General features: G+C 73.6%; 19 protein-coding genes. 17 read left to right on the forward strand and 2 right to left on the reverse strand.

Features of this window, described 5'->3' with window-relative positions; all coding sequences use genetic code 11:
* The first annotated feature begins 53 nt into the window (after positions 1-53).
* The 4 genes from ACF07N_RS32405 to ACF07N_RS32420 are packed head-to-tail and all read left to right on the forward strand — an operon-like array spanning position 54 to position 4,553.
* A complete protein-coding gene (locus ACF07N_RS32405; RefSeq protein ID WP_392119904.1) occupies positions 54-1,418 on the forward strand; it encodes a glutamine synthetase family protein in 1,365 nt (454 codons plus the stop codon).
* Between the two features lie 8 nt (positions 1,419-1,426).
* Positions 1,427-2,800, forward strand: a complete 1,374-nt coding sequence (locus ACF07N_RS32410) for an aldehyde dehydrogenase family protein (protein WP_392120114.1) — start codon at positions 1,427-1,429, stop codon at positions 2,798-2,800.
* A complete protein-coding gene (locus ACF07N_RS32415) occupies positions 2,797-3,582 on the forward strand; it encodes a 3-oxoacyl-ACP reductase (RefSeq protein ID WP_383334076.1) in 786 nt (261 codons plus the stop codon). The genes ACF07N_RS32410 and ACF07N_RS32415 overlap by 4 nt, the downstream gene beginning before the upstream one ends.
* A gap of 47 nt (positions 3,583-3,629) precedes the next feature.
* Positions 3,630-4,553 carry a DUF2510 domain-containing protein gene (locus ACF07N_RS32420; protein WP_392120117.1) on the forward strand — a complete coding sequence of 308 codons (924 nt, stop codon included), beginning with the start codon at positions 3,630-3,632 and terminating at the stop codon, positions 4,551-4,553.
* A gap of 8 nt (positions 4,554-4,561) precedes the next feature.
* Here the strand turns inward: ACF07N_RS32420 and ACF07N_RS32425 are convergent, their stop codons facing one another.
* On the reverse strand, positions 4,562-5,764 hold the full coding sequence (locus tag ACF07N_RS32425) for an amino acid deaminase/aldolase (protein ID WP_392119907.1): 1,203 nt from the start codon (positions 5,762-5,764) through the stop codon (positions 4,562-4,564).
* A 1,777-nt stretch (positions 5,765-7,541) separates the two neighbouring features.
* Here ACF07N_RS32425 and ACF07N_RS32430 point away from each other — a divergent pair.
* The 3 genes from ACF07N_RS32430 to ACF07N_RS32440 are packed head-to-tail and all read left to right on the forward strand — an operon-like array spanning position 7,542 to position 10,343.
* Complete coding sequence (locus ACF07N_RS32430) at positions 7,542-8,354, forward strand: hypothetical protein (protein ID WP_392120120.1); 813 nt, start codon at positions 7,542-7,544, stop codon at positions 8,352-8,354.
* 37 nt (positions 8,355-8,391) lie between these two features.
* Positions 8,392-9,570 (forward strand): type VII secretion-associated serine protease mycosin, encoded by a 1,179-nt coding sequence (gene mycP, locus ACF07N_RS32435; protein WP_383334072.1) that lies wholly within the window; start codon positions 8,392-8,394, stop codon positions 9,568-9,570.
* A 44-nt stretch (positions 9,571-9,614) separates the two neighbouring features.
* On the forward strand, positions 9,615-10,343 hold the full coding sequence (locus ACF07N_RS32440; protein WP_383347225.1) for an SseB family protein: 729 nt from the start codon (positions 9,615-9,617) through the stop codon (positions 10,341-10,343).
* Positions 10,344-10,412: 69 nt separating this feature from the next.
* Here ACF07N_RS32440 and ACF07N_RS32445 read toward each other — a convergent pair whose 3' ends face one another.
* Positions 10,413-10,769: a DUF1844 domain-containing protein gene (locus tag ACF07N_RS32445; RefSeq protein WP_094057204.1), complete on the reverse strand. Its 357-nt coding sequence runs from the start codon at positions 10,767-10,769 to the stop codon at positions 10,413-10,415.
* Between the two features lie 397 nt (positions 10,770-11,166).
* Here ACF07N_RS32445 and infC point away from each other — a divergent pair, with 397 nt between their 5' ends.
* The 10 genes from infC (at position 11,167) to ACF07N_RS32495 (ending at position 21,943) form a co-directional block, all read left to right on the forward strand.
* Positions 11,167-11,817 carry a translation initiation factor IF-3 gene (gene infC / locus ACF07N_RS32450; protein ID WP_383334141.1) on the forward strand — a complete coding sequence of 217 codons (651 nt, stop codon included), beginning with the start codon at positions 11,167-11,169 and terminating at the stop codon, positions 11,815-11,817.
* A 107-nt stretch (positions 11,818-11,924) separates the two neighbouring features.
* Complete coding sequence (gene rpmI, locus ACF07N_RS32455; RefSeq protein WP_003977225.1) at positions 11,925-12,119, forward strand: 50S ribosomal protein L35; 195 nt, start codon at positions 11,925-11,927, stop codon at positions 12,117-12,119.
* Between the two features lie 94 nt (positions 12,120-12,213).
* On the forward strand, positions 12,214-12,597 hold the full coding sequence (gene rplT, locus ACF07N_RS32460) for a 50S ribosomal protein L20 (protein WP_010045263.1): 384 nt from the start codon (positions 12,214-12,216) through the stop codon (positions 12,595-12,597).
* Between the two features lie 88 nt (positions 12,598-12,685).
* A complete protein-coding gene (locus ACF07N_RS32465; protein ID WP_383334067.1) occupies positions 12,686-13,546 on the forward strand; it encodes a TrmH family RNA methyltransferase in 861 nt (286 codons plus the stop codon).
* A gap of 53 nt (positions 13,547-13,599) precedes the next feature.
* Complete coding sequence (locus tag ACF07N_RS32470; protein ID WP_392119912.1) at positions 13,600-14,742, forward strand: ATP-binding protein; 1,143 nt, start codon at positions 13,600-13,602, stop codon at positions 14,740-14,742.
* 136 nt (positions 14,743-14,878) lie between these two features.
* Complete coding sequence (gene pheS / locus ACF07N_RS32475) at positions 14,879-16,000, forward strand: phenylalanine--tRNA ligase subunit alpha (protein ID WP_392119915.1); 1,122 nt, start codon at positions 14,879-14,881, stop codon at positions 15,998-16,000.
* Positions 16,000-18,513: a phenylalanine--tRNA ligase subunit beta gene (gene pheT / locus ACF07N_RS32480; protein ID WP_392119918.1), complete on the forward strand. Its 2,514-nt coding sequence runs from the start codon at positions 16,000-16,002 to the stop codon at positions 18,511-18,513. Before pheS ends, pheT begins: the two co-directional genes overlap by 1 nt.
* Positions 18,514-18,682: 169 nt before the next feature.
* Positions 18,683-19,693, forward strand: coding sequence for a PP2C family protein-serine/threonine phosphatase (locus ACF07N_RS32485; RefSeq protein ID WP_392119921.1), 1,011 nt, complete (start codon positions 18,683-18,685; stop codon positions 19,691-19,693).
* A 256-nt stretch (positions 19,694-19,949) separates the two neighbouring features.
* On the forward strand, positions 19,950-21,290 hold the full coding sequence (locus ACF07N_RS32490) for a transcriptional regulator (protein WP_383334057.1): 1,341 nt from the start codon (positions 19,950-19,952) through the stop codon (positions 21,288-21,290).
* A 107-nt stretch (positions 21,291-21,397) separates the two neighbouring features.
* Positions 21,398-21,943 (forward strand): NUDIX hydrolase, encoded by a 546-nt coding sequence (locus ACF07N_RS32495; protein WP_392119924.1) that lies wholly within the window; start codon positions 21,398-21,400, stop codon positions 21,941-21,943.
* Positions 21,944-21,950: the final 7 nt, after the last annotated feature.

Raw genomic sequence — 21,950 nt, forward strand, 5'->3', positions numbered from 1 at the left:
CGCAATACCTTATGGCTCCCGGCTCGCCGAAAGAAGCCGAAGGAGGCTCTCCCGTGGCAGACCGCACACCCCCGCTGAGCGTCGAGGAGCTGCACGCCCTCGTCGCCGGCGGTGAGATCGACACTGTCGTCCTGGCCTTCCCCGACATGCAAGGGCGGCTCCAGGGCAAGCGGTTCGCCGCACGCTTCTTCCTCGACGAAGTCCTCCACCACGGCACCGAGGGCTGCAACTACCTGCTCGCCGTCGACACCGAGATGAACACCGTCGACGGCTACGCGATGTCCTCCTGGGACCGCGGCTACGGCGACTTCGCCATGCACCCGGACCTGGCCACCCTGCGCCGGGTGCCGTGGAACGAGGGCACCGCGATGGTCCTCGCCGACCTCGCCTGGGAGGACGGCTCGCCGGTGGCCGCCGCCCCGCGCCAGATCCTGCGCCGCCAGCTGGAGCGCCTGGCCGAGCTCGGCTACACCGCCCAGGTCGGCACGGAGCTGGAGTTCATCGTCTTCAAGGACACCTACGAACAGGCCTGGGACGCGAACTACCGCGGCCTGACCCCGGCTAACCAGTACAACATCGACTACTCCGTCCTCGGCACCGGCCGCATCGAGCCCCTGCTGCGCCGCATCCGCAACGAGATGGCCGGCGCGGGGCTCACCGTCGAGTCCGCCAAGGGCGAGTGCAACCCCGGCCAGCACGAGATCGTCTTCCGCTACGACGAGGCCCTGGTCACCTGCGACCAGCACGCGGTGTACAAGACGGGCGCCAAGGAGATCGCCGCCCAGGACGGCGTGTCGATCACCTTCATGGCCAAGTACAACGAGCGCGAGGGCAACTCCTGCCACATCCACCTCTCGCTCACCGACGCCGAGGGCACCAACGCCATGGCCGGGGACGGCGACGGCGGCATGTCGGACGTCATGCGGCACTTCCTCGCCGGCCAGCTCGCCGCCCTGCGCGAGTTCTCCCTGCTCTACGCCCCCAACATCAACTCCTACAAGCGGTTCCAGCCCGGCTCCTTCGCCCCGACCGCCGTCGCCTGGGGCCGCGACAACCGCACCTGCGCACTGCGCGTGGTCGGCCACGGCCGCTCCCTGCGCTTCGAGAACCGCCTGCCCGGCGGCGACGTCAACCCCTACCTCGCCGTCGCCGGACTGATCGCGGCCGGACTGCACGGCATCGAGCAGAAGCTGGAACTGCCCGAACCCTGCGCCGGCAACGCCTACACCGCCGGCTTCGCCCACGTCCCCACCACCCTGCGCGAGGCCGCCGGGCTCTGGGAGCACAGCGCCATCGCCAAGGCCGCCTTCGGGGACGAGGTCGTCGCGCACTACCGCAACATGGCGCGCGTCGAACTGGACGCCTTCGACGCCGCGGTGACCGACTGGGAGCTGCGCCGCTCCTTCGAACGCATGTGAGGCCCGTGTTGTCTTCGGAGCACCTTCTGGACGTACTGAACCCCGCGACCGAGGAAGTCGTCGCCGTCGTCGCCGGGGCGAGCCCGGCCGACGTCGACACGGCCGTCACCTGGGCCGCCGGAGCACAGCGGACCTGGGCCGCCCTGGCCCCGGCGGACCGCGCCCGGCTGCTGCGCCGCTTCGCCGCCACCGTCGACCAGCACCTGGAGGAACTGGCCCGTCTGGAGGTCCGCGAGGCCGGCCATCTGATCGGCAACGCCCGCTGGGAGGCCGGCAACGTCCGTGACCTGCTGGACTACGCGGCCGGGGGAGTGGAACGGCTCACCGGCCGGCAGATTCCCGTGCCCGGCGGCCTGGACGTCACGATCCTCGAACCGCTCGGCGTGGTCGGCGTGATCGCCCCCTGGAACTTCCCGCTGCCCATCGCCGCCTGGGGCACCGCCCCCGCCCTCGCGGCCGGCAACGCGGTCCTGCTCAAGCCCGCCGAGACCACCCCGCTCACCGCCCTGCGCCTGGCCGAACTCGCCCTGGAGGCCGGGCTGCCCGAACACCTATTCCAGGTCCTGCCCGGACGCGGCGACATCACGGGCGACGCGCTGGTCCGGCACCCCGGCGTCGCCAAGATCGTCTTCACCGGCTCCACCCGGACCGGCACACGCGTCGCCGCGCTCGCCGCCGAGCAGGTCAAGCCCGTCACCCTCGAACTCGGCGGCAAGAGCCCCAACATCGTCTTCGCCGACGCCGACCTCACGACCGCCGTCGACCCCTTCTCCTTCCTCGACAACTCCGGCCAGGACTGCTGCGCCCGCACCCGCGTCCTCGTCCAGGAGTCCGTGTACGACGAGGTCCGCGCGCTGCTCGCCGACGCCCTGTCCGCCGTCGTGGTGGGCGACCCGGCCGACGAGAAGACCCAGATGGGCCCGCTCATCTCCCGGCAGCAGCTCGACCGCGTCCGCGGCTTCGTGCCCGACGACGCCCCGGCCCTGCGCGGCAGCGCCCCCGAGGGACCCGGCTTCTGGTTCCCGCCGACCGTCCTCACCGGGGAGCGGCCCGACTCGCCCGCCGCCCGCGAGGAGATCTTCGGCCCCGTCGCCGTGCTGCTGCCCTTCACCGACGAGGAGGACGCGATCCGCCTCGCCAACGACACCCCCTACGGCCTCTCCGGCTCCATCTGGACCCGGGACGTCGGCCGCGCCCTGCGCGTCTCCCGCGCCGTCCGCGCCGGCAACCTGTCCGTCAACTCCCACGCCAGCGTCCGCTACTGGACCCCCTTCGGCGGCTACAAGCAGTCCGGCGTCGGCCGCGAGCTCGGCCCCGACGCCCTGGCCGCCTTCACCGAGACCAAGAACGTCTTCATCAGCACGGAGGGCCCCGCACAGTGACTGCCCAGGAAAGCATCTGCCGCCGTCTGGTCGGCCGTACCGCCGTCGTCACCGGAGCCGGCAGCGGCATCGGACTCGCCGCCGCGCGCCGTCTCGCCTCCGAGGGCGCGCACGTCGTCTGCGGCGACGTCGACGAGACCCGCGGCAAGGCCGCCGCCGAGGAGACCGGCGGCACCTTCGTGAAGGTCGACGTCACCGACCCCGAGGAGGTCGAGGCCCTGTTCAGGACCGCCTACGACACCTACGGCAGCGTCGACATCGCCTTCAACAACGCCGGCATCTCCCCGCCCGACGACGACTCCATCCTGGAGACCGGCCTCGAGGCCTGGAAGCGCGTCCAGGAGGTCAACCTCACCTCCGTCTACCTGTGCTGCAAGGCCGCCATCCCCTACATGCGGCGCCAGGGCAAGGGCTCGATCATCAACACGGCCTCCTTCGTGGCCAGGATGGGCGCGGCCACCTCGCAGATCTCCTACACCGCCTCCAAGGGCGGCGTGCTCGCCATGTCCCGCGAACTGGGCGTGCAGTTCGCCCGCGAGGGCATCCGGGTCAACGCCCTGTGCCCCGGGCCGGTCAACACCCCGCTGCTGCAGGAGCTGTTCGCCAAGGACCCGGAGCGGGCCGCGCGCCGCCTGGTGCACATCCCGCTGGGCCGGTTCGCCGAGGCCGAGGAGATCGCCGCCGCCGTCGCCTTCCTCGCCAGCGACGACTCGTCCTTCGTCAACGCCACCGACTTCCTCGTCGACGGCGGCATCTCGGGGGCGTACGTCACACCGCTGTAGGTCGCGTCCGCGTGCGGCCGGCCGCGGCCTACAGTGCCGGGATGAGCATGACGCCCCCACCCGGCTGGTATCCGGACCCGCACGCACCGCACCTGCAGCGCTGGTGGGACGGCACGGCCTGGACCGAGCACCGCCGCACGCCCGAGGCCCCCACCACCCCGGTCGCCGCCGCCCCGGTGCCCACGCCCCCGGGCGGCGGCACCGGGCGGGCGAAGACCGTCGCCCTCGTCGCCGCCGGGGCGGTCCTGGTCGCGGCCATCGTCACCGGAGCGGCCGTCCTCGGCAGTGGCGACGACGGCGGGACGCGGACCAGGACGGCCCCCACGTCCCCCGCCTCCACCACGCCCGCATCGCCGGAACCGACGCCCGAGGAGTCCTCCTCCGAGCCGTCGGCCGACGATCCCTCGGTCGTCGAGGACCAGCTCAACGGCGTCACCTTCCCGCTCCTCGACGGCTGGGTCCGCCCCCGGTACGTCTCCCAGGACGACGTCGTCATGACCACGGACGGCACCTACGACTGCCCCGGCGACGGCGCCGTCTGCCGCCACGGCCTGGTCATCTCCCGCACCGTGACCGCGAACGACGAGACTTCCCCCGAGGCCCTGGCCAAGGCGGACATCTCCGACGCGGCCGAGGACGCCTTCGACCGCGACGCGATCGGCCAGAAGCCCTACGGGGGCATGGAGTCCCACCGGCTCGTGAAGCAGGGGCCGGTCGCGGTGGCGGGCCGCGCCGGGTACTTCGTGCGCTGGCGCGTGCACACCGCCAAGGGCCCGGGCGGCTACGTCCAGTCGCTCGTCTTCCCCTCCAGCGTCGGCACCGAGTCGCCGGTGCTCGTCCGGTTCGTCTTCGACGCGGGCGCGGACGGGCCCCCGCTCGCCGACATGGACCGCATCACCAAGGGCATCCGCCCCGCCGGCGACGCGGACACCGGCGGCGGCGTGGGCAGCAGCATCGGTCCGACGGACTGACGGGCCGGCTACAGGAACGTGTGCCCCTCGCCGCGGTAGGTCGGCACGGCCGCCGTCACCGCGTCGCCCTCGATCAGGTGCAGGGTGTCGAACCGCTCGCACAGCTCACCGGCCTTCGCGTGCCGGAACCACACCTTGTCGCCGATCAGCAGGTCGTCGGCGGGCGAGCCGAGCAGCGGCGTCTGCACCTCGCCGGCGCCCTCCTGCGGGTCGTAGCGCAGCCCCTCGGGCAGGTACGGAACCGGCGACCGGTCCGGCCCGGCCGCACCGGAGGCGGGGTAGCCGCCGCCGAGCACCGTCACTACCCCGACCCCCGGCCGCCGCACCACGGGCTGCGCGAACAGGGCGGCCGGCCTGCCGCGGAACGACGTGTAGTTGTCGAACAGCCGCGGCACGTACAGCCCCGACCCGGCCGCGATCTCGGTGACCGCGTCCTCGGCGGCCGTGTGCTGCACCGAGCCGGTGCCCCCGCCGTTGACGAACTCCAGCGACGGCACCACCGCCCGCACCGCCCGGACCACCTCCGCGCGCCGCTCCGCCAGTTCGCGCCTGGCGGCGGCCTGCATCAGCCGGACGGCGCGCGAGCGCAGCGGCCGCCCCGCCACGGCGTCCCCGACCCCGGCGACATGACCCTCGTACGCCATGATCCCCACGACCTCGAAGCCCGGCCGCCGGGTCACCGCGCGGGCCACCTCGGCGACCTCGGCGGGGGAGTGCAGCGGCGAGCGCCGGGCCCCGATCCGCACCCGCCCGCCCAGCAGCCTCAGGGACGTGTCCAACTCCAGGCACACGCGCACGACTTCGCGCCCGCCGCCGCGGGAGGCGTCGATCAGGTCCAGCTGGGCCACGTCGTCGACCATGACGGTCACGGCGGCGGCGAGCTTGGGATCACCGGCCAGCTCGGCGTACGCGGCGCGGTCCGCGGACGGGTAGGCGAGCAGCACGTCCTCGAACCCCGACCGGGCCAGCCACAGCGACTCGGCGAGCGTGAACGACATGATCCCCGCGAAACCGTCCCGGGCCAGGACGCGTTCCAGCAGCGCCCGGCACCGCACGGACTTGCTGGCGACCCGGATCGGCTTGCCCCCGGCGCGGCGCACCAGGTCGGCGGCGTTGGCGTCGAAGGCGTCCAGGTCCACGATCGCGAGAGGGGCGTCGAGATGGGCGGTGGCCCGGTCGTAACGGGCCCGGTCGGCGGCGCGCGCAGTCATGACCGCAGCCTGCCAGACCCGATTACCGCAGGGTAGGGGGACGTTCCGGGCAGATGCCCCGGGCTCGCGGACTGGTTCCCGTTCGCCCGGGGACAAGCCGTAGAGTGACGCGCACGTACGGCGGACGACGCCGGCCGCGCAGCCGTGCCGGGATGACGCTCCGTCCGTACGGGTATGTGTGCCCGGACGCGTCGGTGCCGGGCCTCGGGCGGAACGACACCGGCCCGCGCGCGCAGCGTGGCCCGGGCCGGGGAACGGGGGGTGCATGAGCACGGAAGCGCGACGCGCCTCCTTCCCTCCGCGCCCCGCACATCCGCCGGCCCCACCCGAGCCTCCCGCCGCCCCGTCCGCCCCGGAGGACCGTGGCTCCTTCGCCGCCGGCGACCCGGCGTCGACGCCGGAACGTGCCGCGTCCCGCTCGGGCAGCGGGCCCGCCGCCGCGGAGGGCGACGGCGTACAGGGCCCCGACGTCCCCCGCCTCCCGGACTCCGCCCCTACGGCGCCCCGGCGCGGCGAACCGGCGACACTGCCGCCGCCCCACCCCTCGTCCCGCTTCCCGGACACGCCCCCGGGAACGTCAGGCGACCGCGGTCCCGTCCCCGCGGCACCCACCCGCCCGTTCCGCCTGACCGGGCGGGGCGGTGCGCGGACCCCCGCCGCGGCGGCACCGGAGGGAGACGCCGGGACGCAGCGCACGCCCGAGGGTGGCCGTGTGCCCTCCGAGGGCGCCGGCGGGCCGCCCGGCAACTCCGGGAAGGGTGGTGCGCAGTCTTCGGCCGGTCTGCCGCAGGGGAGGCCGCGGGCGGCCGGTGAGGCCGGGTGGTCCGCCGGACCGGTGCGTGCGGCCGGCGGCGCGTCCCAGGGCTTCTCCGACGGCGGCCGTGAGGGGCGTTCCGACGGCTCCGGCCGTGCCGAGGCTGCGGCCGGCGTCTCCGCGGAGACCGCCGTCCGGCCCTTCCGCCTGTCCCCGCCGCGCCCCGCCCGGGCCCCCGGCGGCCCGTCCCCGGCCGGATCGGCGGGCGGCCGAGAGGCCCCGTCCCCGGCCGCCGGATCGGCCGCCGGTCCAGGCGCTCCGTACCCGCCCGCCGGGCCCGGGGCGACGGCGGATCGTTCCGTTCCCGCCCGCCCCGACGCCCCGCCGCGCCCGGCGCACGAGCCGCGCCGCGGGGTCGGCACGGGTGCGGCTTCCGGCGGCGGCCCCGCCGACCCCGGCAGGAGGGGCCCCACCGGCACGGACACCGGTACCGCCGCGCGTAGCGGCACCGGCACGGACACCGGAACCGCCGCGCGTAGCGGCACCGGCACACGCACCGGTATCGGCGCCACCACCGGCCGCGCGGCCCGCCTGCCCGCCCAGCCCACTCACCGGCCGGCCCCTGCCGCTCCGTCCGAGCCGTCGCGCGGTGCCGCCCGCACTCAGGGGCCTGCGCCCGCTGCTCCCTCCGAGCCGCCGACGCGCGGCGCCGTCCCCGCTCACCGGCCGGCCCCTGCCGCTCCGTCCGAGCCGTCGCGCGGTGCCGCCCGCACTCAGGGGTCCGCGCCCGCTGCTCCCTCCGAGCCGCCGACGCGCGGCGCCGTCCCCGCTCACCGGTCGGCCCCTGCCGCTCCGTCCGAGCCGCCGCGCGGTGCCGCCCCCGCTCAGCGGAGCGTGCCGTCCGTGCCCACCCACCGGCCCGCTTCCGCCGCCACGGACACCACTGCCGTCTCGCCCGACCCGGCCCTGTCCTGGAGCGCCCCCCTGAGCCCCGGCGGTGCCCCGGGTGCCACCCGACCGCTCGTGTCGTTCGGCGAGCCCGAGGGCTACGACGGTGACGCCCGGCCCCGGCCGCTCGGGCGCAGGGGCGCGTCACAGGCCGCCGCTGCCGCCGCCTGTCTCGTGCTCGGCCTGGGGCTGATCTCGGGCGCGGTCACCGGGAGCTGGCTCGTCGGCGACCCCGGTGAGGAAGGCGCACGCAGTGCCTTCAGCACCGCCGGAAGCCTCTGGCACAGCGTCCCGGTCGACCAGCTGTTCCCCCGCACCGTGCAGGGCAAGGGCGCCGGCCCCGGCGGCGCCGACCGCACCTGGACCCGGATAGCCGTCGCCCCGGACAGCGGCTGCAAGGACGCCTTCGACCCCCTGCTGCGCAAGGCCCTCGCGCCCGTCGGCTGCGGACGCCTCCTGCGCGCCACCTACACCGACGCCACCGAGAGCCACGTGACCACCGTCGGCCTGCTCTTCACCACCGCCGACGCCCCGGGCATGACCGCCCTCGCGAACCGCTTCCGCAAGGAGCGCCTGGACCGCCGCGCCGACCTGATGCCCCTGCCGTACGCCGCGAAGGACACCCCCGCCGCGGACTTCGGGGCGAAACAGCGCGCCTCCTGGACCGTCTCCGTGCTCACCGAGGCCCCGGTCGTCGTCTACGCCGTCTCCGGCTGGACCGACGGCCGTACCGTCGACGACCCCCAGCCCGCCGAGGACGCCATGGCGTCCGGCGCCACCACCGCCCCCGCCCAGGCCGGCCTCGGCCACGAGGCCCAGGGCCTCGCCGACCGCGTGGAACGCGACCTCCGCAAGAACGTCCGCTCGGCCACGGAGCGACCGTCGTGACGAACGGACCAGCCGTCGTGACAACGGAGCAGCCGTCGTGAAAGCCGTCACCTCCCGCGCGGGCGGGCTCCTGAGCCTGCTCCTCGCCGCCGGCCTCGCCCTGGTGCCCGCCACCACCGCCCACGCCGACGGCATCCGCGCCCAGCAGTGGGCCCTGGAGGCCATGCACACCGCCGAGGCCTGGCAGACCACCAAGGGCGCGGGCGTCACCGTCGCCGTCCTGGACACGGGCGTCGAGGCCGACCACCCCGACCTGGCCGGCAACGTCCTCCCCGGCAAGGACCTGGTCCGCTTCGGGGCCGAACCCGGCGACCGTGCCTGGGCCCGCCACGGCACCGCCATGGCCGGCATCATCGCCGGGCACGGCCACGGCCCGGGCAACGCCGACGGCGTCCTCGGCATCGCCCCCGAGGCGAAGATCCTCCCCGTGCGCGTGATCCTGGAGGACGGCGACCCCTCACGCGCCAAGGCCCGCAGCACCCGCGGCAACGCCCTCGCCGAGGGCATCCGCTGGGCCGCCGACCACGGCGCCGACGTCATCAACCTCTCCCTCGGCGACGACTCCGCCTCCGCCCACCCCGAACCCACCGAGGACCAGGCGATCCAGTACGCCCTGAAGAAGGGCGTGGTCGTCGTCGCCTCCGCCGGCAACGGGGGCGAGAAGGGCGACCACATCTCCTACCCGGCCGCCTACCCGGGCGTCATCGCCGCCACCGCCGTCGACCGCGCCGGGACCCGCGCCTCCTTCTCCACCCGCCGCTGGTACGCCACCGTCAGCGCCCCCGGCGTCGACGTCGTCATCGCCGACCCGGACCGCAAGTACTACGAGGGCTGGGGCACCAGCGCCGCAGCCGCCTTCGTCTCCGGAGCCGCCGCCCTGGTCAAGGCCGCCCACCCGGACCTGACCCCGGCCCAGATCAAGAAGCTCCTGGAAGACACCGCCCGCAACGGCCCCGTCGGCGGTCGCGACGACTCCCGCGGCTTCGGCTTCATCGACCCGGCCGCCGCCCTCAGGGCCGCCGCACGCCTCAAGCCCGAGGCCCTGCAGTCGGCCTCCTACGGCGAGAAGTTCTTCGGCAGCGGCCCGGCCGCCGAATCCTCCGGTGACGGCACCGCCGACTGGGCGGCCCCCCTCGCGGGCGGCGCCGGCGGCGTGCTGCTGGTCGCGGCGGTCGTCCTGTGGCGCGGGCGCCGCGCGAGCCACCAGGACTTCTGAGCCGCTGTCCGGCGTGCGCCACCCGGCCGATAGGGTCGACGACCGTGGCGAACAAGAACATCCCCGACCCCGGCTTCTCCGACGACGACGGCTCCGCCGACCCCCGGCTGAGCGCGGCCCTCGCCGCCTGGTCCGGGGACCGCACCGCCGTGGGACCGGTCCTGGAGGCGCTCAAGGGAGCCCGGCTGCTCGTCCCGGTCGTGGCCGTGCTCGGCGAGGTCGAGGAGGACGAGCGGGGACTGCGCCGCGAGAAGACCAGTGACATGGCCGTCCCGACCCTCAAGGCCGGCGGCCGCACCGCCCTGCCCGCCTTCACCTCCACGGACTCCCTCGCCCGCTGGGATCCCGAGGCGCGCCCCGTCGCCGTACCGCTGCACCAGGCCCTGCAGGCCGCCGCGCACGAGAAGGCCGACACACTCGTGCTGGACCTGGCCGGGCCCGTGCCGTTCGAGCTGACCGGCCCGGCGCTGCTCGCCCTGGCGGAAGGCCGCACCACCACCGACCCGCTCGCCGACCCGGCCGTCGTCGCGGCCGTGCGCGAGGCCGTGGCCGCCGAGCCCGCCGTGCTGCGCGCCCATCTCGGCCCGGGGCAGGCCGACGGCACCCTGGCCCTGATCCTGGACCCGGCCGCGGACCCGGCCGAGGCCGCGCGGGCCGTCGCCGAGCGCCTGGCCGCCGACACGACACTGAGGGCCCGCCTGGTGCGCGGCCTCGACCTGGCACTGCTGCCGGCCGGGGCGACGCCCCCGGGCGAGCCCCTCTTCGTGCGCTGAACGACAGGCGCTGAACGACAGGCGCCGAACGCGTGCGCCGAACGCGTGCGCCGTGCGCCGGGCGGGCCGTTAGCCGTAGACCGGGCCGGTGTACTTCTCGCCCGGGCCCTGGCCGGGCTCGTCCGGGACGAGGGAGGCCTCGCGGAACGCCAGCTGCAGCGACTTCAGACCGTCGCGCAGCGGCGCCGCGTGGAACGAGCTGATCTCGGTCGTCGACGCGTCCAGCAGACCGGCCAGCGCGTGCACCAGCTTGCGGGCCTCGTCCAGGTCCTTGTGCTTCTCGCCCTCCTCGGTCAGGCCGAGCTTCACGGCGGCCGCGCTCATCAGGTTGACGGCGACCGTCACGATCACCTCGACGGCCGGGACCTCGGCGATGTCACGGGCCATGGCGTCGAAGTCGGGGGACTCAGGAGGGGTCTCACTCATGCCCCACACGATAGGCGCAGGCCGTGCCCGCGCCGTACCAGGTCCCGACGCGCCCCGGTTAGCCCTTCCTGGCCATTGCTGGTAACCTCGTGTAACGACCGGTCGGACCCGTATGCCTCACGGCCCGCGAGCCCGACCCACAAGTGGAGGCTTTCGAACTCCCACCTGACCGCCCCCAGGGCGTCGGGTCACCGGTCAGACGGCCCCGTCCCCGTGGCGGCGATCCGTCCGAAAGCGCGCCCCGCGGCATCCCCGCGGCGGTGCTCCGGTAGTTCGAGGAGCCCCGCCTGGGAATCGTCCGGGGCATTTTTTGTGCTTCGGCGCGGTTAGGTCTGTCGAAAAGAGACGTTACGCGGCCGTCCGCCAGACCGTCGCGTGGTGCTACCGAGGAGGATCCATCAGCGCCGAGCCCCGCATCAACGACCGGATTCGCGTTCCCGAGGTGCGACTTGTCGGTCCCAGTGGCGAGCAGGTGGGCATCGTCCCCCTGGCCAAGGCACTGGAGCTTGCGCAGGAGTACGACCTGGACCTGGTCGAGGTCGCGGCGAACGCCCGTCCGCCCGTGTGCAAGCTCATGGACTACGGGAAGTTCAAGTACGAGTCGGCCATGAAGGCCCGTGAGGCGCGCAAGAACCAGGCGCACACGGTCATCAAGGAGATGAAGCTCCGGCCGAAGATCGACCCGCACGACTATGACACCAAGAAGGGTCACGTCGTTCGGTTCCTCAAGCAGGGCGACAAGGTCAAGATCACGATCATGTTCCGTGGTCGCGAGCAGTCCCGGCCCGAGCTGGGCTACCGGCTGCTGCAGCGTCTCGCGGAGGACGTGGCCGACCTCGGGTTCGTGGAGTCGAACCCGAAGCAGGACGGCCGCAACATGATCATGGTCCTCGGTCCGCACAAGAAGAAGACCGAGGCGATGGCCGAGGCTCGCCAGGCGCAGGAAGCCCGCAAGGCGGAAGCGAAGGCCAACCCCGGCAAGTCGCAGAACGCCGCGGACGCCGAGGTGCCGGCCGAGACGCCGGCCGAGGAGCCCGCCGAGGCGTGACTCCCGGGACGCCAGTCCCAGGAAGCAACCGAAACAAGACGACGCTCCACCGTGCCCGGTTTCACGACCGGGCACCGGAGCGCCACCGACGAGGAGAGAACGGCGCTATGCCGAAGAACAAGTCGCACAGCGGTGCCAGCAAGCGCTTCAAGATCACCGGCTCCGGCAAGGTGCTCCGCGAGCGCGCCGGCAAGCGCCACCTGCTCGAGCACAAGTCGTCCCGTGTGACGCGTCGCCTCACCGGCAACGCCGAGATGGCCCCGGGCGACGCCGCGAAGATCAAGAAGCTTCTCGGCAAGTGACGCCCGGCGCGTGAGCGCCGCACGTCTGGACCGGGACCCAATCGATTTCGGGCCGTGTGAAGACCCCCACGGCCCCGCTACAAGGAGTTAAGAAGTGGCACGCGTCAAGCGGGCAGTCAACGCCCACAAGAAGCGCCGGGCGATCCTCGAGCAGGCCTCCGGCTACCGCGGTCAGCGTTCGCGCCTGTACCGCAAGGCCAAGGAGCAGGTCACCCACTCGCTGGTCTACAACTACAACGACCGCAAGAAGCGCAAGGGTGACTTCCGCCAGCTGTGGATCCAGCGCATCAACGCCGCTGCCCGCGCCAACGGCATGACCTACAACCGCTTCATCCAGGGTCTGAAGGCCGCGAACATCGAGGTCGACCGCAAGATCCTGGCCGAGCTGGCCGTCAACGACGCCGGTGCGTTCGCCGCGCTCGTCGAGGTCGCCCAGAAGGCGCTGCCGAGCGACGTCAACGCCCCCAAGGCGGCCTGACGCCGGCTTCCAGCCGATGTGACTGACAGGACCCGCAGGCCGAACGGCCTGCGGGTCCTGCTGTGCAGCTACCGAGAAAGCGAACAGGATGTCCCCTGCCACCCCCGAGCTCATCTCCCCCCGCTCCTCCCGCGTCCTGGCGGCGCGACGGCTGGCCAAGCGGAACTTCCGGGGGAAGGAGCGGCTGTTCCTCGCCGAGGGGCCGCAGGCGGTGCGTGAGGCGGCCGGACACCGGGCCGGGGGCGCGGCCACGCTCGTGGAGCTGTTCACGACCCTGGAGGCGGCCGAGCGGTACGCCGACATCGTCGGAGCCGCGCGGGACGCCGGAGCGCGCGTGCACCTCGCCGCCGAGCAGGTCATCGCCGACATCTCCACCACCGTCACCCCGCAGGGACTCGTCGGGATCTGCCGGTTCCTCGACACGCCCTTCGACGAGGTGCTCGCGGCCCGCCCGCGGCTCGTCGCCCTCCTCGCCAACGTCCGCGACCCGGGCAACGCCGGCACCGTGCTGCGCTGCGCCGACGCCGCCGGCGCCGAGGCCGTCGTGCTGACCGACGCCTCCGTCGACGTGTACAACCCCAAGGCCGTCCGCGCCTCCGTCGGCTCCCTGTTCCACCTGCCCGTCGCGGTCGGCGTCCCCGTCGAGCGGGCCGTCGAGGCGCTGCGTGCCGCCGGTGTCCGCGTCCTGGCCGCCGACGGGGCCGGCGACCGCGACCTCGACGAGGAGCTCGACAAGGGCACCATGGGCGGACCCACCGCCTGGGTCTTCGGCAACGAGGCCTGGGGCCTGCCCGAGGAGACCCGGGCCCTCACCGACGCCGTCGTACGCGTCCCCATCCACGGGAAGGCCGAGAGCCTGAACCTCGCCACCGCCGCCGCCGTATGTCTCTATGCGTCGGCGCGTGCACAGCGCGCCCCCGGAGGGTGCCGCTCCGTCACCGGGAACTAGTAGGGTGACCAGCTCAGGGACCCTCCGCGGAGCCTGAGAGGTGGGGTACGGGGATGAGCGTCGGCACGAGCAGCGCACCGGGGGCCCGGGACGCCGGGAGCCCACCCGCCGCGCCCCGGCCGTCCGGTGATCTCGCCGATCTCGGCATCGACCCCGACCAGCTGCCCGACGGGCTGGTCGTCGCCGACGAGCAGGGCCGGGTCATCTGCTTCAACGCCGCCGCCGAGCGCATCACCGCCGTCCGGGCCCGGGACGCCCTCGGCCAGCGGCTGGAGAAGGCCCTGCCGTTAGAAGACCTCGAAGGCCGCCGCTGGTGGCAGCTGACCGACCCCTACGGCGGCCTCGCCATCCGGGTCGGCCAGCCCGAGCGCAACCTGTTGCTGCCCGGCGGACGCGAGGTGCTGGTCTCCGCGCGCTACGTCCGCACCCGCCCCACCGGACCCGTACGGCGCCTGATCGTGACCTTGCGCGACACCGAGGCCCGCCGCCGCACCGAGCGCAGCCACGCCGAGCTGATCGCCACCGTCGCCCACGAGCTGCGCTCCCCGCTGACCTCCGTCAAGGGCTTCACGGCCACGCTGCTGGCCAAGTGGGAACGGTTCACCGACGACCAGAAGCGGCTGATGCTGGAGACCGTCGACGCCGACGCCGACCGCGTCACCCGGCTCATCGCCGAGCTGCTCGACATCTCCCGGATCGACTCCGGCCGCCTGGAGGTGCGCCGCCAGCCCGTCGACATGGGAGCCGCCGTCGGACGGCACATCCAGGCCTACGTCGCCGCCGGGCAGCCCGCCGACCGCTTCCTGCTGCGCGTCCAGCAGCCCCTGCCCGACCTGTGGGCCGACCCGGACAAGATCGACCAGGTGCTCAGCAACCTGCTGGAAAATGCCGTGCGGCACGGCGAGGGAACTGTCACGATCGACATCACGGCCACGGCGTCCCCCCGCGAGGGCGAGGACATCGGCACGTCGGTCACGGTGAGCGACGAAGGGCCCGGCATCCCGGAGGAGTCCATGAACCGCGTCTTCACCCGCTTCTGGCGGGGCAGCAAGCGCGGCGGCACGGGCCTCGGGCTCTACATCGTCAAGGGCATCGTCGAGGCCCACGGCGGCACCATCACGGTCGGCCGCGCCCCCGGGGCCGGCGCCGAGTTCCGATTTACGTTGCCCGTGGCGGCTCCGGCGTATCTCGCCTGAGGACCACGGGCGCATTCGTCTGCCCCCACCCCGTTAGACTCGGCCATTGGCACCTTTGTGTCCCGAAAGCCGTGACGAGATGTCCACGAGTCGGTGACGGGGACCTTCAGCCAGCCAATCGGAAGCACGGGAAGAGATGTCGGCACCGAATAAGTCGTACGACCCTGTAGAGGTCGAGACGTTGAAACCGGAAGAGATCGAGCGCATGCGGGACGAGGCGCTCGCCGCCTTCGCCGCCGCGGACTCCCTCGACGCGCTCCACGAGGCCAAGGTCGCCCACACCGGCCCCGCCTCGCCGCTGGCCCTCGCCAACCGCGAGATCGGCGCCCTGCCCCCGCACGCCAAGGCCGAGGCCGGCAAGCGCGTCGGCCAGGCCCGCGGTGCCGTCAACAAGGGGCTCGCCGCGCGCCAGGCCGAGCTGGAGGCCGAGCGGGACGCACGGGTGCTGGTCGAGGAGGCGGTGGACGTCACGCTGCCCCACGACCGCGTGCGGTCCGGCGCCCGGCACCCGCTGACCACGCTGTCGGAGCGTATCGAGGACGTCTTCGTGGCCATGGGCTACGAGGTCGCCGAGGGCCCGCAGGTCGAGGCCGAGTGGTTCAACTTCGACGCGCTCAACATCGGCCCGGACCACCCGGCCCGCGGCGAGCAGGACACGTTCTTCGTCCAGAGCCCGGACGGCGATGCCGAGAGCGGCGTCGTCCTGCGCACGCACACCTCGCCCGTGCAGATCCGGTCCCTGCTCGACCGCGAACTGCCGGTCTACGTCATCTGCCCCGGCCGCGTGTACCGCTCCGACGAGCTGGACGCCACCCACACCCCGGTCTTCCACCAGGTCGAGCTGCTCGCGGTGGACGAGGGCCTGACGATGGCCGACCTGAAGGGCACGCTGGACCACATGGTCCAGTCGCTGTTCGGCGCGGACATGAAGACCCGGCTGCGGCCGAACTTCTTCCCCTTCACCGAGCCCAGCGCCGAGATGGACATGCTCTGCTACGTCTGCAAGGGCGAGTCCGTCGGCAACCCCGACCGTTCCTGCCGCACCTGCTCCTCCGAGGGCTGGATCGAGCTCGGCGGCTGCGGCATGGTCAACCCCCGCGTGCTGCGGGCCTGCGGGGTCGACCCGGAGAGGTACAGCGGATTCGCCTTCGGGTTCGGCATCGAGCGGATGCTGATGTTCCGCCACAACGTCGAGGACATGCGAGACATGGTCGAGGGTGACGTCCGGTTCACCCGGCCGTTCGGGATGGAGATCTGATGCGGGTCCCGCTTTCTTGGCTGCGGGAGTACGTCGACCTGCCGGCGACGGAGACCGGCCGGGACGTCCAGGCCAAGCTCATTTCGGCCGGTCTGGAGGTCGAGACCGTCGAGCGGCTCGGCGCCGACCTCAAGGGCCCGCTGGTCGTCGGCCAGGTGCTGACCATCGAGGAGCTGACGGAGTTCAAGAAGCCGATCCGCTTCTGCACCGTCGACGTCGGACAGGCCAACGGCACCGGTGAGCCCCAGGAGATCGTCTGCGGCGCCCGCAACTTCGCGGTCGGCGACAAGGTCGTCGTGGCCCTGCCCGGCTCCGTCCTGCCCGGTGACTTCCAGATCGCCGAGCGCAAGACCTACGGCAAGATGTCGCGCGGCATGATCTGCTCCAGCGACGAGCTGAGCATGGGCGACGACGGCACCAAGGGCATCATCGTGCTGCCGCCGGAGACCGAGGTCGGCAAGGACGCCGTCGAGCTGCTCGAGCTGGTCGACGAGGTCCTCGACATCGCCGTCACGCCCGACCGCGGCTACTGCCTGTCCATCCGCGGCGTCGCCCGCGAGACGGCCATCGCCTACGGACTGCCGCTGCGCGACCCGGCCCTGATCGACGTGCCCGGCCCGAACGCCTACGGCTACCCGGTGCGGATCTCCGACCCCACCGGCTGCGACCGCTTCACGGCCCGCACGGTCACCGGCCTGAGCGCCGAGGCCCGCTCCCCGATCTGGCTGCAGCGCCGGCTGCAGAAGGTCGGCATGCGCCCGATCTCCCTCGCCGTCGACGTCACCAACTACGTGATGATGGAGCTCGGCCAGCCGCTGCACGCCTACGACCGGAGCCTGGTCCAGGGCACCATCGGCGTGCGCCGGGCCGAGCCGGGCGAGAAGCTCACCACCCTCGACGGCGTCGAGCGCACGCTCGACGCCGAGGACCTGGTGATCACCGACGACCGCGGCCCGATCGGGCTCGCCGGTGTCATGGGCGGTGCCAACACGGAGATCGCCGACCACGACGACGTCGAGAACGCCACCTCCGACGTGGTCATCGAGGCGGCGCATTTCGACGCGGTGTCCATCGCGCGCACCGCCCGCCGGCACAAGCTGTCCTCCGAGGCGTCCCGGCGCTTCGAGCGCGGCGTCGACCCGCAGGCCGCCGCCGCTGCCGCGCAGCGCACGGTCGACCTGCTGGTGCTGCTCGCCGGCGGCACCGCCGAGGCCGGTGTCACCGAGGTCCTGGCCCCGACCGCGCCGCGCACCATCGCCATCCCGGCCGACCACCCGGACAAGGTCGCGGGCGTCGCCTACGGCCGCGAGACCGTCGTCCGGCGGCTGCAGGAGATCGGCTGCGACGTGTACGGGCAGGACGAGCTCATCGTCACCGTGCCGTCCTGGCGGCCCGACCTCACCGACCCGAACGACCTGGCCGAAGAGGTCATCCGCCTGGAGGGCTACGAGAACCTGCCCTCCACGCTGCCCAGGCCGCCGGCCGGCCTGGGCCTGACGGACCGGCAGCGGCTGCACCGCCGCGTCGGCCGCGCCCTGGCCGGTGCCGGGTACGTCGAGGCGCTGAACTACCCGTTCATCGGCGAGCAGGTCTTCGACCAGCTGGGTCTGGAGAAGGACGACCCGGCCCGCCGTGTCGTGCGGCTCAGCAACCCGCTGAGCGACGAGGAGCCCGCGCTGCGCACGACGCTGCTGCCGGGCCTGCTCGCCGCGCTGCGCCGCAACGACGGCCGGGGTTCGCACGACCTCGCGCTGTTCGAGACGGGACTGGTCTTCCTGCCGCGGGAGGAGCAGCGGGTCGCCGCCGTGCTGCCCGTCGACCGCCGCCCGACCGACGAGGAGATCGCCGAGCTGGACGCGGCGCTGCCCGAGCAGCCGCGGCACGTCGCCGTGGTGCTCGCCGGTGCGCGCGAGCAGGCCGGCTGGTGGGGCAAGGGCCGTCCGGCGGACTGGGCCGACGCAGTCGAGGCGGCGCGGTCCGTCGCCCGCGAGGCCGGCACCGAGCTGATCGTCCGCAAGGGGCAGTACGGGCCGTGGCACCCGGGCCGTTGCGCCGAACTGGCCGTCACCGTGGACGGTGCCGAGCGGGTCGTGGGGCACGCCGGTGAGCTGCACCCGCGGGTCGTGAAGGCGCTCGGCCTGCCCGCGCGCAGCTGCGCGATGGAGCTCGACCTGGACGCCGTGGAGTCGGCGGGCGACGCCACGGTGGCGGCGCCGCGGATCTCCACGTTCCCCGTCGCCACGCAGGACGTCGCCCTGGTCGTCGACGCGGTCGTTCCGGCGGCGGAGGTCGAGGAGGCCCTGCGCGACGGGGCCGGTGAACTGCTGGAGTCCATCCGGCTGTTCGACGTGTACGAGAACGCCGAGCAGCTCGGTGACGGCCGGAAGTCGCTCGCCTACGCCCTGCGGTTCCGGGCGGCCGACCGGACGCTGACCGTCGACGAGGCGTCCGCCGCCCGGGACGCGGCCGTCGCTCTCGCCGGTGAGCGGGTGGGAGCCGAGCTGCGGAGTTAGCGCCCCGTGCGGGGCGGGTCACCTCACTCTTTTGAGTGGTAAAGATGGCCGATCCCGCCTTTTCGGGCGGACTGTCCCACAGAATCGGACCGGCCTTCTCGGGCCGGTCCGATTCTGTGTGTCAGGGGCCTGATGGGGGGCCATCGGCATGATCCGCGTCAGGGGTCGGGTGCGTGGCCTCGGAGCGCCGGCGGCCTGGGGTGCGGCGGCCGTCACGTACAAGCTGGCCTGCCCGCTCGCCCAGCAGACCGACCTTCCGGCACGGCTCCTGACCAGCGCCGTGTTCTTCGCGGTCGGCACCGGGCTGATCCTCCACGCGCGGCGTTCGCTCGCGCGCGAGCTGCGGCAACTGCGCCGGGTCGCGGGCGCCGCGCAGCACGCGCTGCTGCGTCCGCCGCCGTCCCGCGTCGACGGACTGGACGTCGCGGCCGCCCAGGTGTCGGCGGAGCGCGGCGCGGCGATCGGTGGCGATCTGTACGAGGTCGTCGCCACCGAGTACGGCGTCCGCGCGGTGATGGGCGACGTCCGCGGGCACGGCATCGGCGCGCTCGGCACGGTCGCGGCCGTACTCGGCTGCTTCCGTGAGGCCGTGCACGACGAGAAGGACCTCGGCGGTGTACTGCGCCGGCTGGAGCGCGCCCTGGACCGGCATCTGCGCCACGAGCATCCGGCCGGCGACGCCGAGGAGTTCGTGACCCTGCTGCTCGTGGAGATCCGGGCCGACGGCGAGATGCTCGCCCTGAACTGCGGCCATCCCTGGCCGTACCGGCTCAGCGGCACTGAGGTGGCACAGCTCGCCGCCGGCGACCCCTGGCCGCCCCTGGGGCTGTTCCCGCTGCCGGACAGCGACCTGCCCGCCGTCGGCCTCGGGTCCCTGCGCCCCGGCGACGGCCTGTTCCTCTACACCGACGGTGCCCAGGACGCGCGGGACGGGCAGGGCCGGTTCTTTCCCCTGCCGGACGTGCTGGAACGTGCCGCACGGGACGGCCCGGCCTCCTCGCGGGAGGTGCTCACCCGGGTCACCACGGCCCTGCGGCACCACATCCGGGGCGCACCGGCCGACGACATCGCCCTGCTGGTCCTCACCAACGGCCGCAGCAAGCCGCTGAAGGGCGGGGGGAACCGCCCGGGCGGCCACAGCGCGCACGCGCCGGACGACTCACCCCTGGCTCCGCGGTGAGGGCGGCGCGGCCGGCGACGCCGTCCGCCCCGCCACGGAGTGTCGGGCAGGCGGCCGGGCGGACGGCGGAAGCGGGCCGCCGCACTGTACGAGGGGGAGCCGGCGGCCCGGCCGGCCTCTTGCGAGGCATCTCAGTCAACCGGCCGGCGACTGTGCGCGACAGCGCGCGCACAGCGCGGATTCGGGCACTCCGTTCACACCCCGTGTGAACCCGGAACCACTAACCTGTCCGCACCGAGCCACCCGGGGGGCCCACATGCAGCCCAACACTCTGCTCGATGCGATCCTGGACGAGGCGGGGATCTCGCACGCGGGGCTGGCCGCACACGTCAACCAGGCGGGACGGGCACGAGGCCTGTCCCTGCGCTACGAACACACCGCCGTCGCGCGGTGGCTGAAGGGGCAGCGCCCCCGGGGCCAGGTGCCCGACCTGATCTGCGAGGTGCTGGCCGCCCGGCTGCAGCGGCCGGTCACCCTCGACGACATCGGTCTGGGCGTGCCCGGAGAGCCGTCCGCCCCGCACACCGGCTCGCTCTCCGGGTTCGTCGAACGGGCCACCGCCCTGTGGCGCTCCGACCAGCAGCAGCGCCCGCACATCCTGGGCGCGCCCGCCCTCACCGGCACGCCCGCCGTCATGCCCGTGTGGGAGTGGGAGAACCCGCCCGAGGACGTCGACGTCTCGCGCGGCGGCAGGCACCGGGTCACGCCCGGCGACCTGGAGATGCTGCGGGCGGCCCGCACGCACTACGAGCAGATGTACCGCAAGGCCGGGGGCATCGCGACGCGCGCCCGGATCGTCGGCTTCCTCAACGCCGAGGCCGCCCCGCTGCTGCGCGGCAGCTACACCGACGAGACCGGCCGCCAACTGCACCGGGCCACCGGCGGGCTGGTCGCGGTCGCCGGCATCTGCGCCTACGACTCCGACGCGCACGGGCTCGCCCAGCGCTACTTCCACCAGGCGCTGCGCCTGGCCAAGGCCAGCGGGGACCGGGGACTCGGGGCGTACGTCATCGCCCTGCTGGTCAACCAGTCGCTGTTCATGCGGGAGTACCGGCAGGCCGTCGCCTTCGCCGAGGCCGCGTTGCGGGCCGCCGGCAAGCACATCACCCCGGCGCTCGCCTCCGACCTCTACGCGATGCAGGCCAAGGCGTACGCGCATCTCGGCGACGGCGGCAGCGCGCTGTCCTGCATCCGGCGCGCCGAGCGGGCCGCCGAGCGCATCCGGCGCGGCTACGAACCCGACGAGACCGGCTATGTCCAGCCCGGCCTGGTCAACGTACAGGTGGCGGAGGCGCTGCTGAGCCTCGGGGAGATCGCGGCGGCCGGGGAGCACGCCGCGGCGGCCGTCGACAACCCGGCGCACGACCGGGGGCGTGTGCACCGGCTCGCGATGCTCAGCACCATCGAGCTGCGGCAGGGCAACGCCGACAAGGCGGTCGCCATCGCGGTGCAGATGGCCGAGCAGGCCCGTGGCATGGAGTCCCAGCGGTTGCGGGACCGGCTGCGCGCGGTGCGCGAGCACCTGGTGCGCAGCGGATGCGCGGGCACGGCCGAGGCCGCCGAACTCATCGACGGAGCCCTGCGCGTACCGTTGTAGATCCCAGGGAGCGGCGTCCGCCTGATCCCGAGCCGCTTCCTGTGCGCCTGCTGTCACCACGTCCCTGCTGCGATATTGCCCCTTACTCGACGGAAGGTGGCAGAACCGTGCAGTGGACGAAACACAACGAACAGACTGTGTACTCAAATCGCTGGTTCAGCGTCAATCTGGCGGATGTCGAACTGCCGGACGGCCAGCACCTCGACCACTTCCTCATACGGCTGCGGCCGGTCGCCGTGGCCACGGTCGTCAACGAGGCCAACGAGGTGCTGCTGCTGTGGCGGCACCGTTTCATCACGGACAGCTGGGGCTGGGAGCTCGCGGCGGGCGTCGTCGAGGACGGCGAGGACCTCGCGGGCGCGGCCGCCAGGGAACTGGAGGAGGAGACCGGCTGGCGGCCGGGACCCCTGCGCCACCTCATGAGCGTGGAGCCGTCCAACGGGCTCACCGACGCCCGGCACCACGTGTACTGGGCGGACGAGGGCGAGTACGTCGGGCACCCCGTGGACGACTTCGAGTCGGACCGCCGGGAATGGGTGCCCCTCAAACTCGTCCCCGACCTGGTCGCCCGCGGCGAGGTCCCGGCCGCCAACATGGCGGCCGCGTTACTTCTGCTGCACCATCTCAGGCTCGGACAGGACACGTTGCCCTGACACCGCG

The organism is Streptomyces sp. NPDC015242 (genome assembly GCF_043079125.1).
GTDB lineage: Bacteria > Actinomycetota > Actinomycetes > Streptomycetales > Streptomycetaceae > Streptomyces.

What these genes read in the sequence shown, in the direction of transcription:
- ACF07N_RS32445 (WP_094057204.1), bottom strand. Translation starts at nt 10,769, where the DNA reads ATGAGTGAGACCCCTCCTGAGTCCCCCGACTTCGACGCCATGGCCCGT.
- ACF07N_RS32465 (WP_383334067.1), top strand. Translation starts at nt 12,686, where the DNA reads ATGTCCCCTGCCACCCCCGAGCTCATCTCCCCCCGCTCCTCCCGCGTC.
- pheS (WP_392119915.1), top strand. Translation starts at nt 14,879, where the DNA reads ATGTCGGCACCGAATAAGTCGTACGACCCTGTAGAGGTCGAGACGTTG.
- ACF07N_RS32490 (WP_383334057.1), top strand. Translation starts at nt 19,950, where the DNA reads ATGCAGCCCAACACTCTGCTCGATGCGATCCTGGACGAGGCGGGGATC.
- ACF07N_RS32425 (WP_392119907.1), bottom strand. Translation starts at nt 5,764, where the DNA reads ATGACTGCGCGCGCCGCCGACCGGGCCCGTTACGACCGGGCCACCGCC.
- ACF07N_RS32470 (WP_392119912.1), top strand. Translation starts at nt 13,600, where the DNA reads ATGAGCGTCGGCACGAGCAGCGCACCGGGGGCCCGGGACGCCGGGAGC.
- pheT (WP_392119918.1), top strand. Translation starts at nt 16,000, where the DNA reads ATGCGGGTCCCGCTTTCTTGGCTGCGGGAGTACGTCGACCTGCCGGCG.
- ACF07N_RS32420 (WP_392120117.1), top strand. Translation starts at nt 3,630, where the DNA reads ATGACGCCCCCACCCGGCTGGTATCCGGACCCGCACGCACCGCACCTG.
- rpmI (WP_003977225.1), top strand. Translation starts at nt 11,925, where the DNA reads ATGCCGAAGAACAAGTCGCACAGCGGTGCCAGCAAGCGCTTCAAGATC.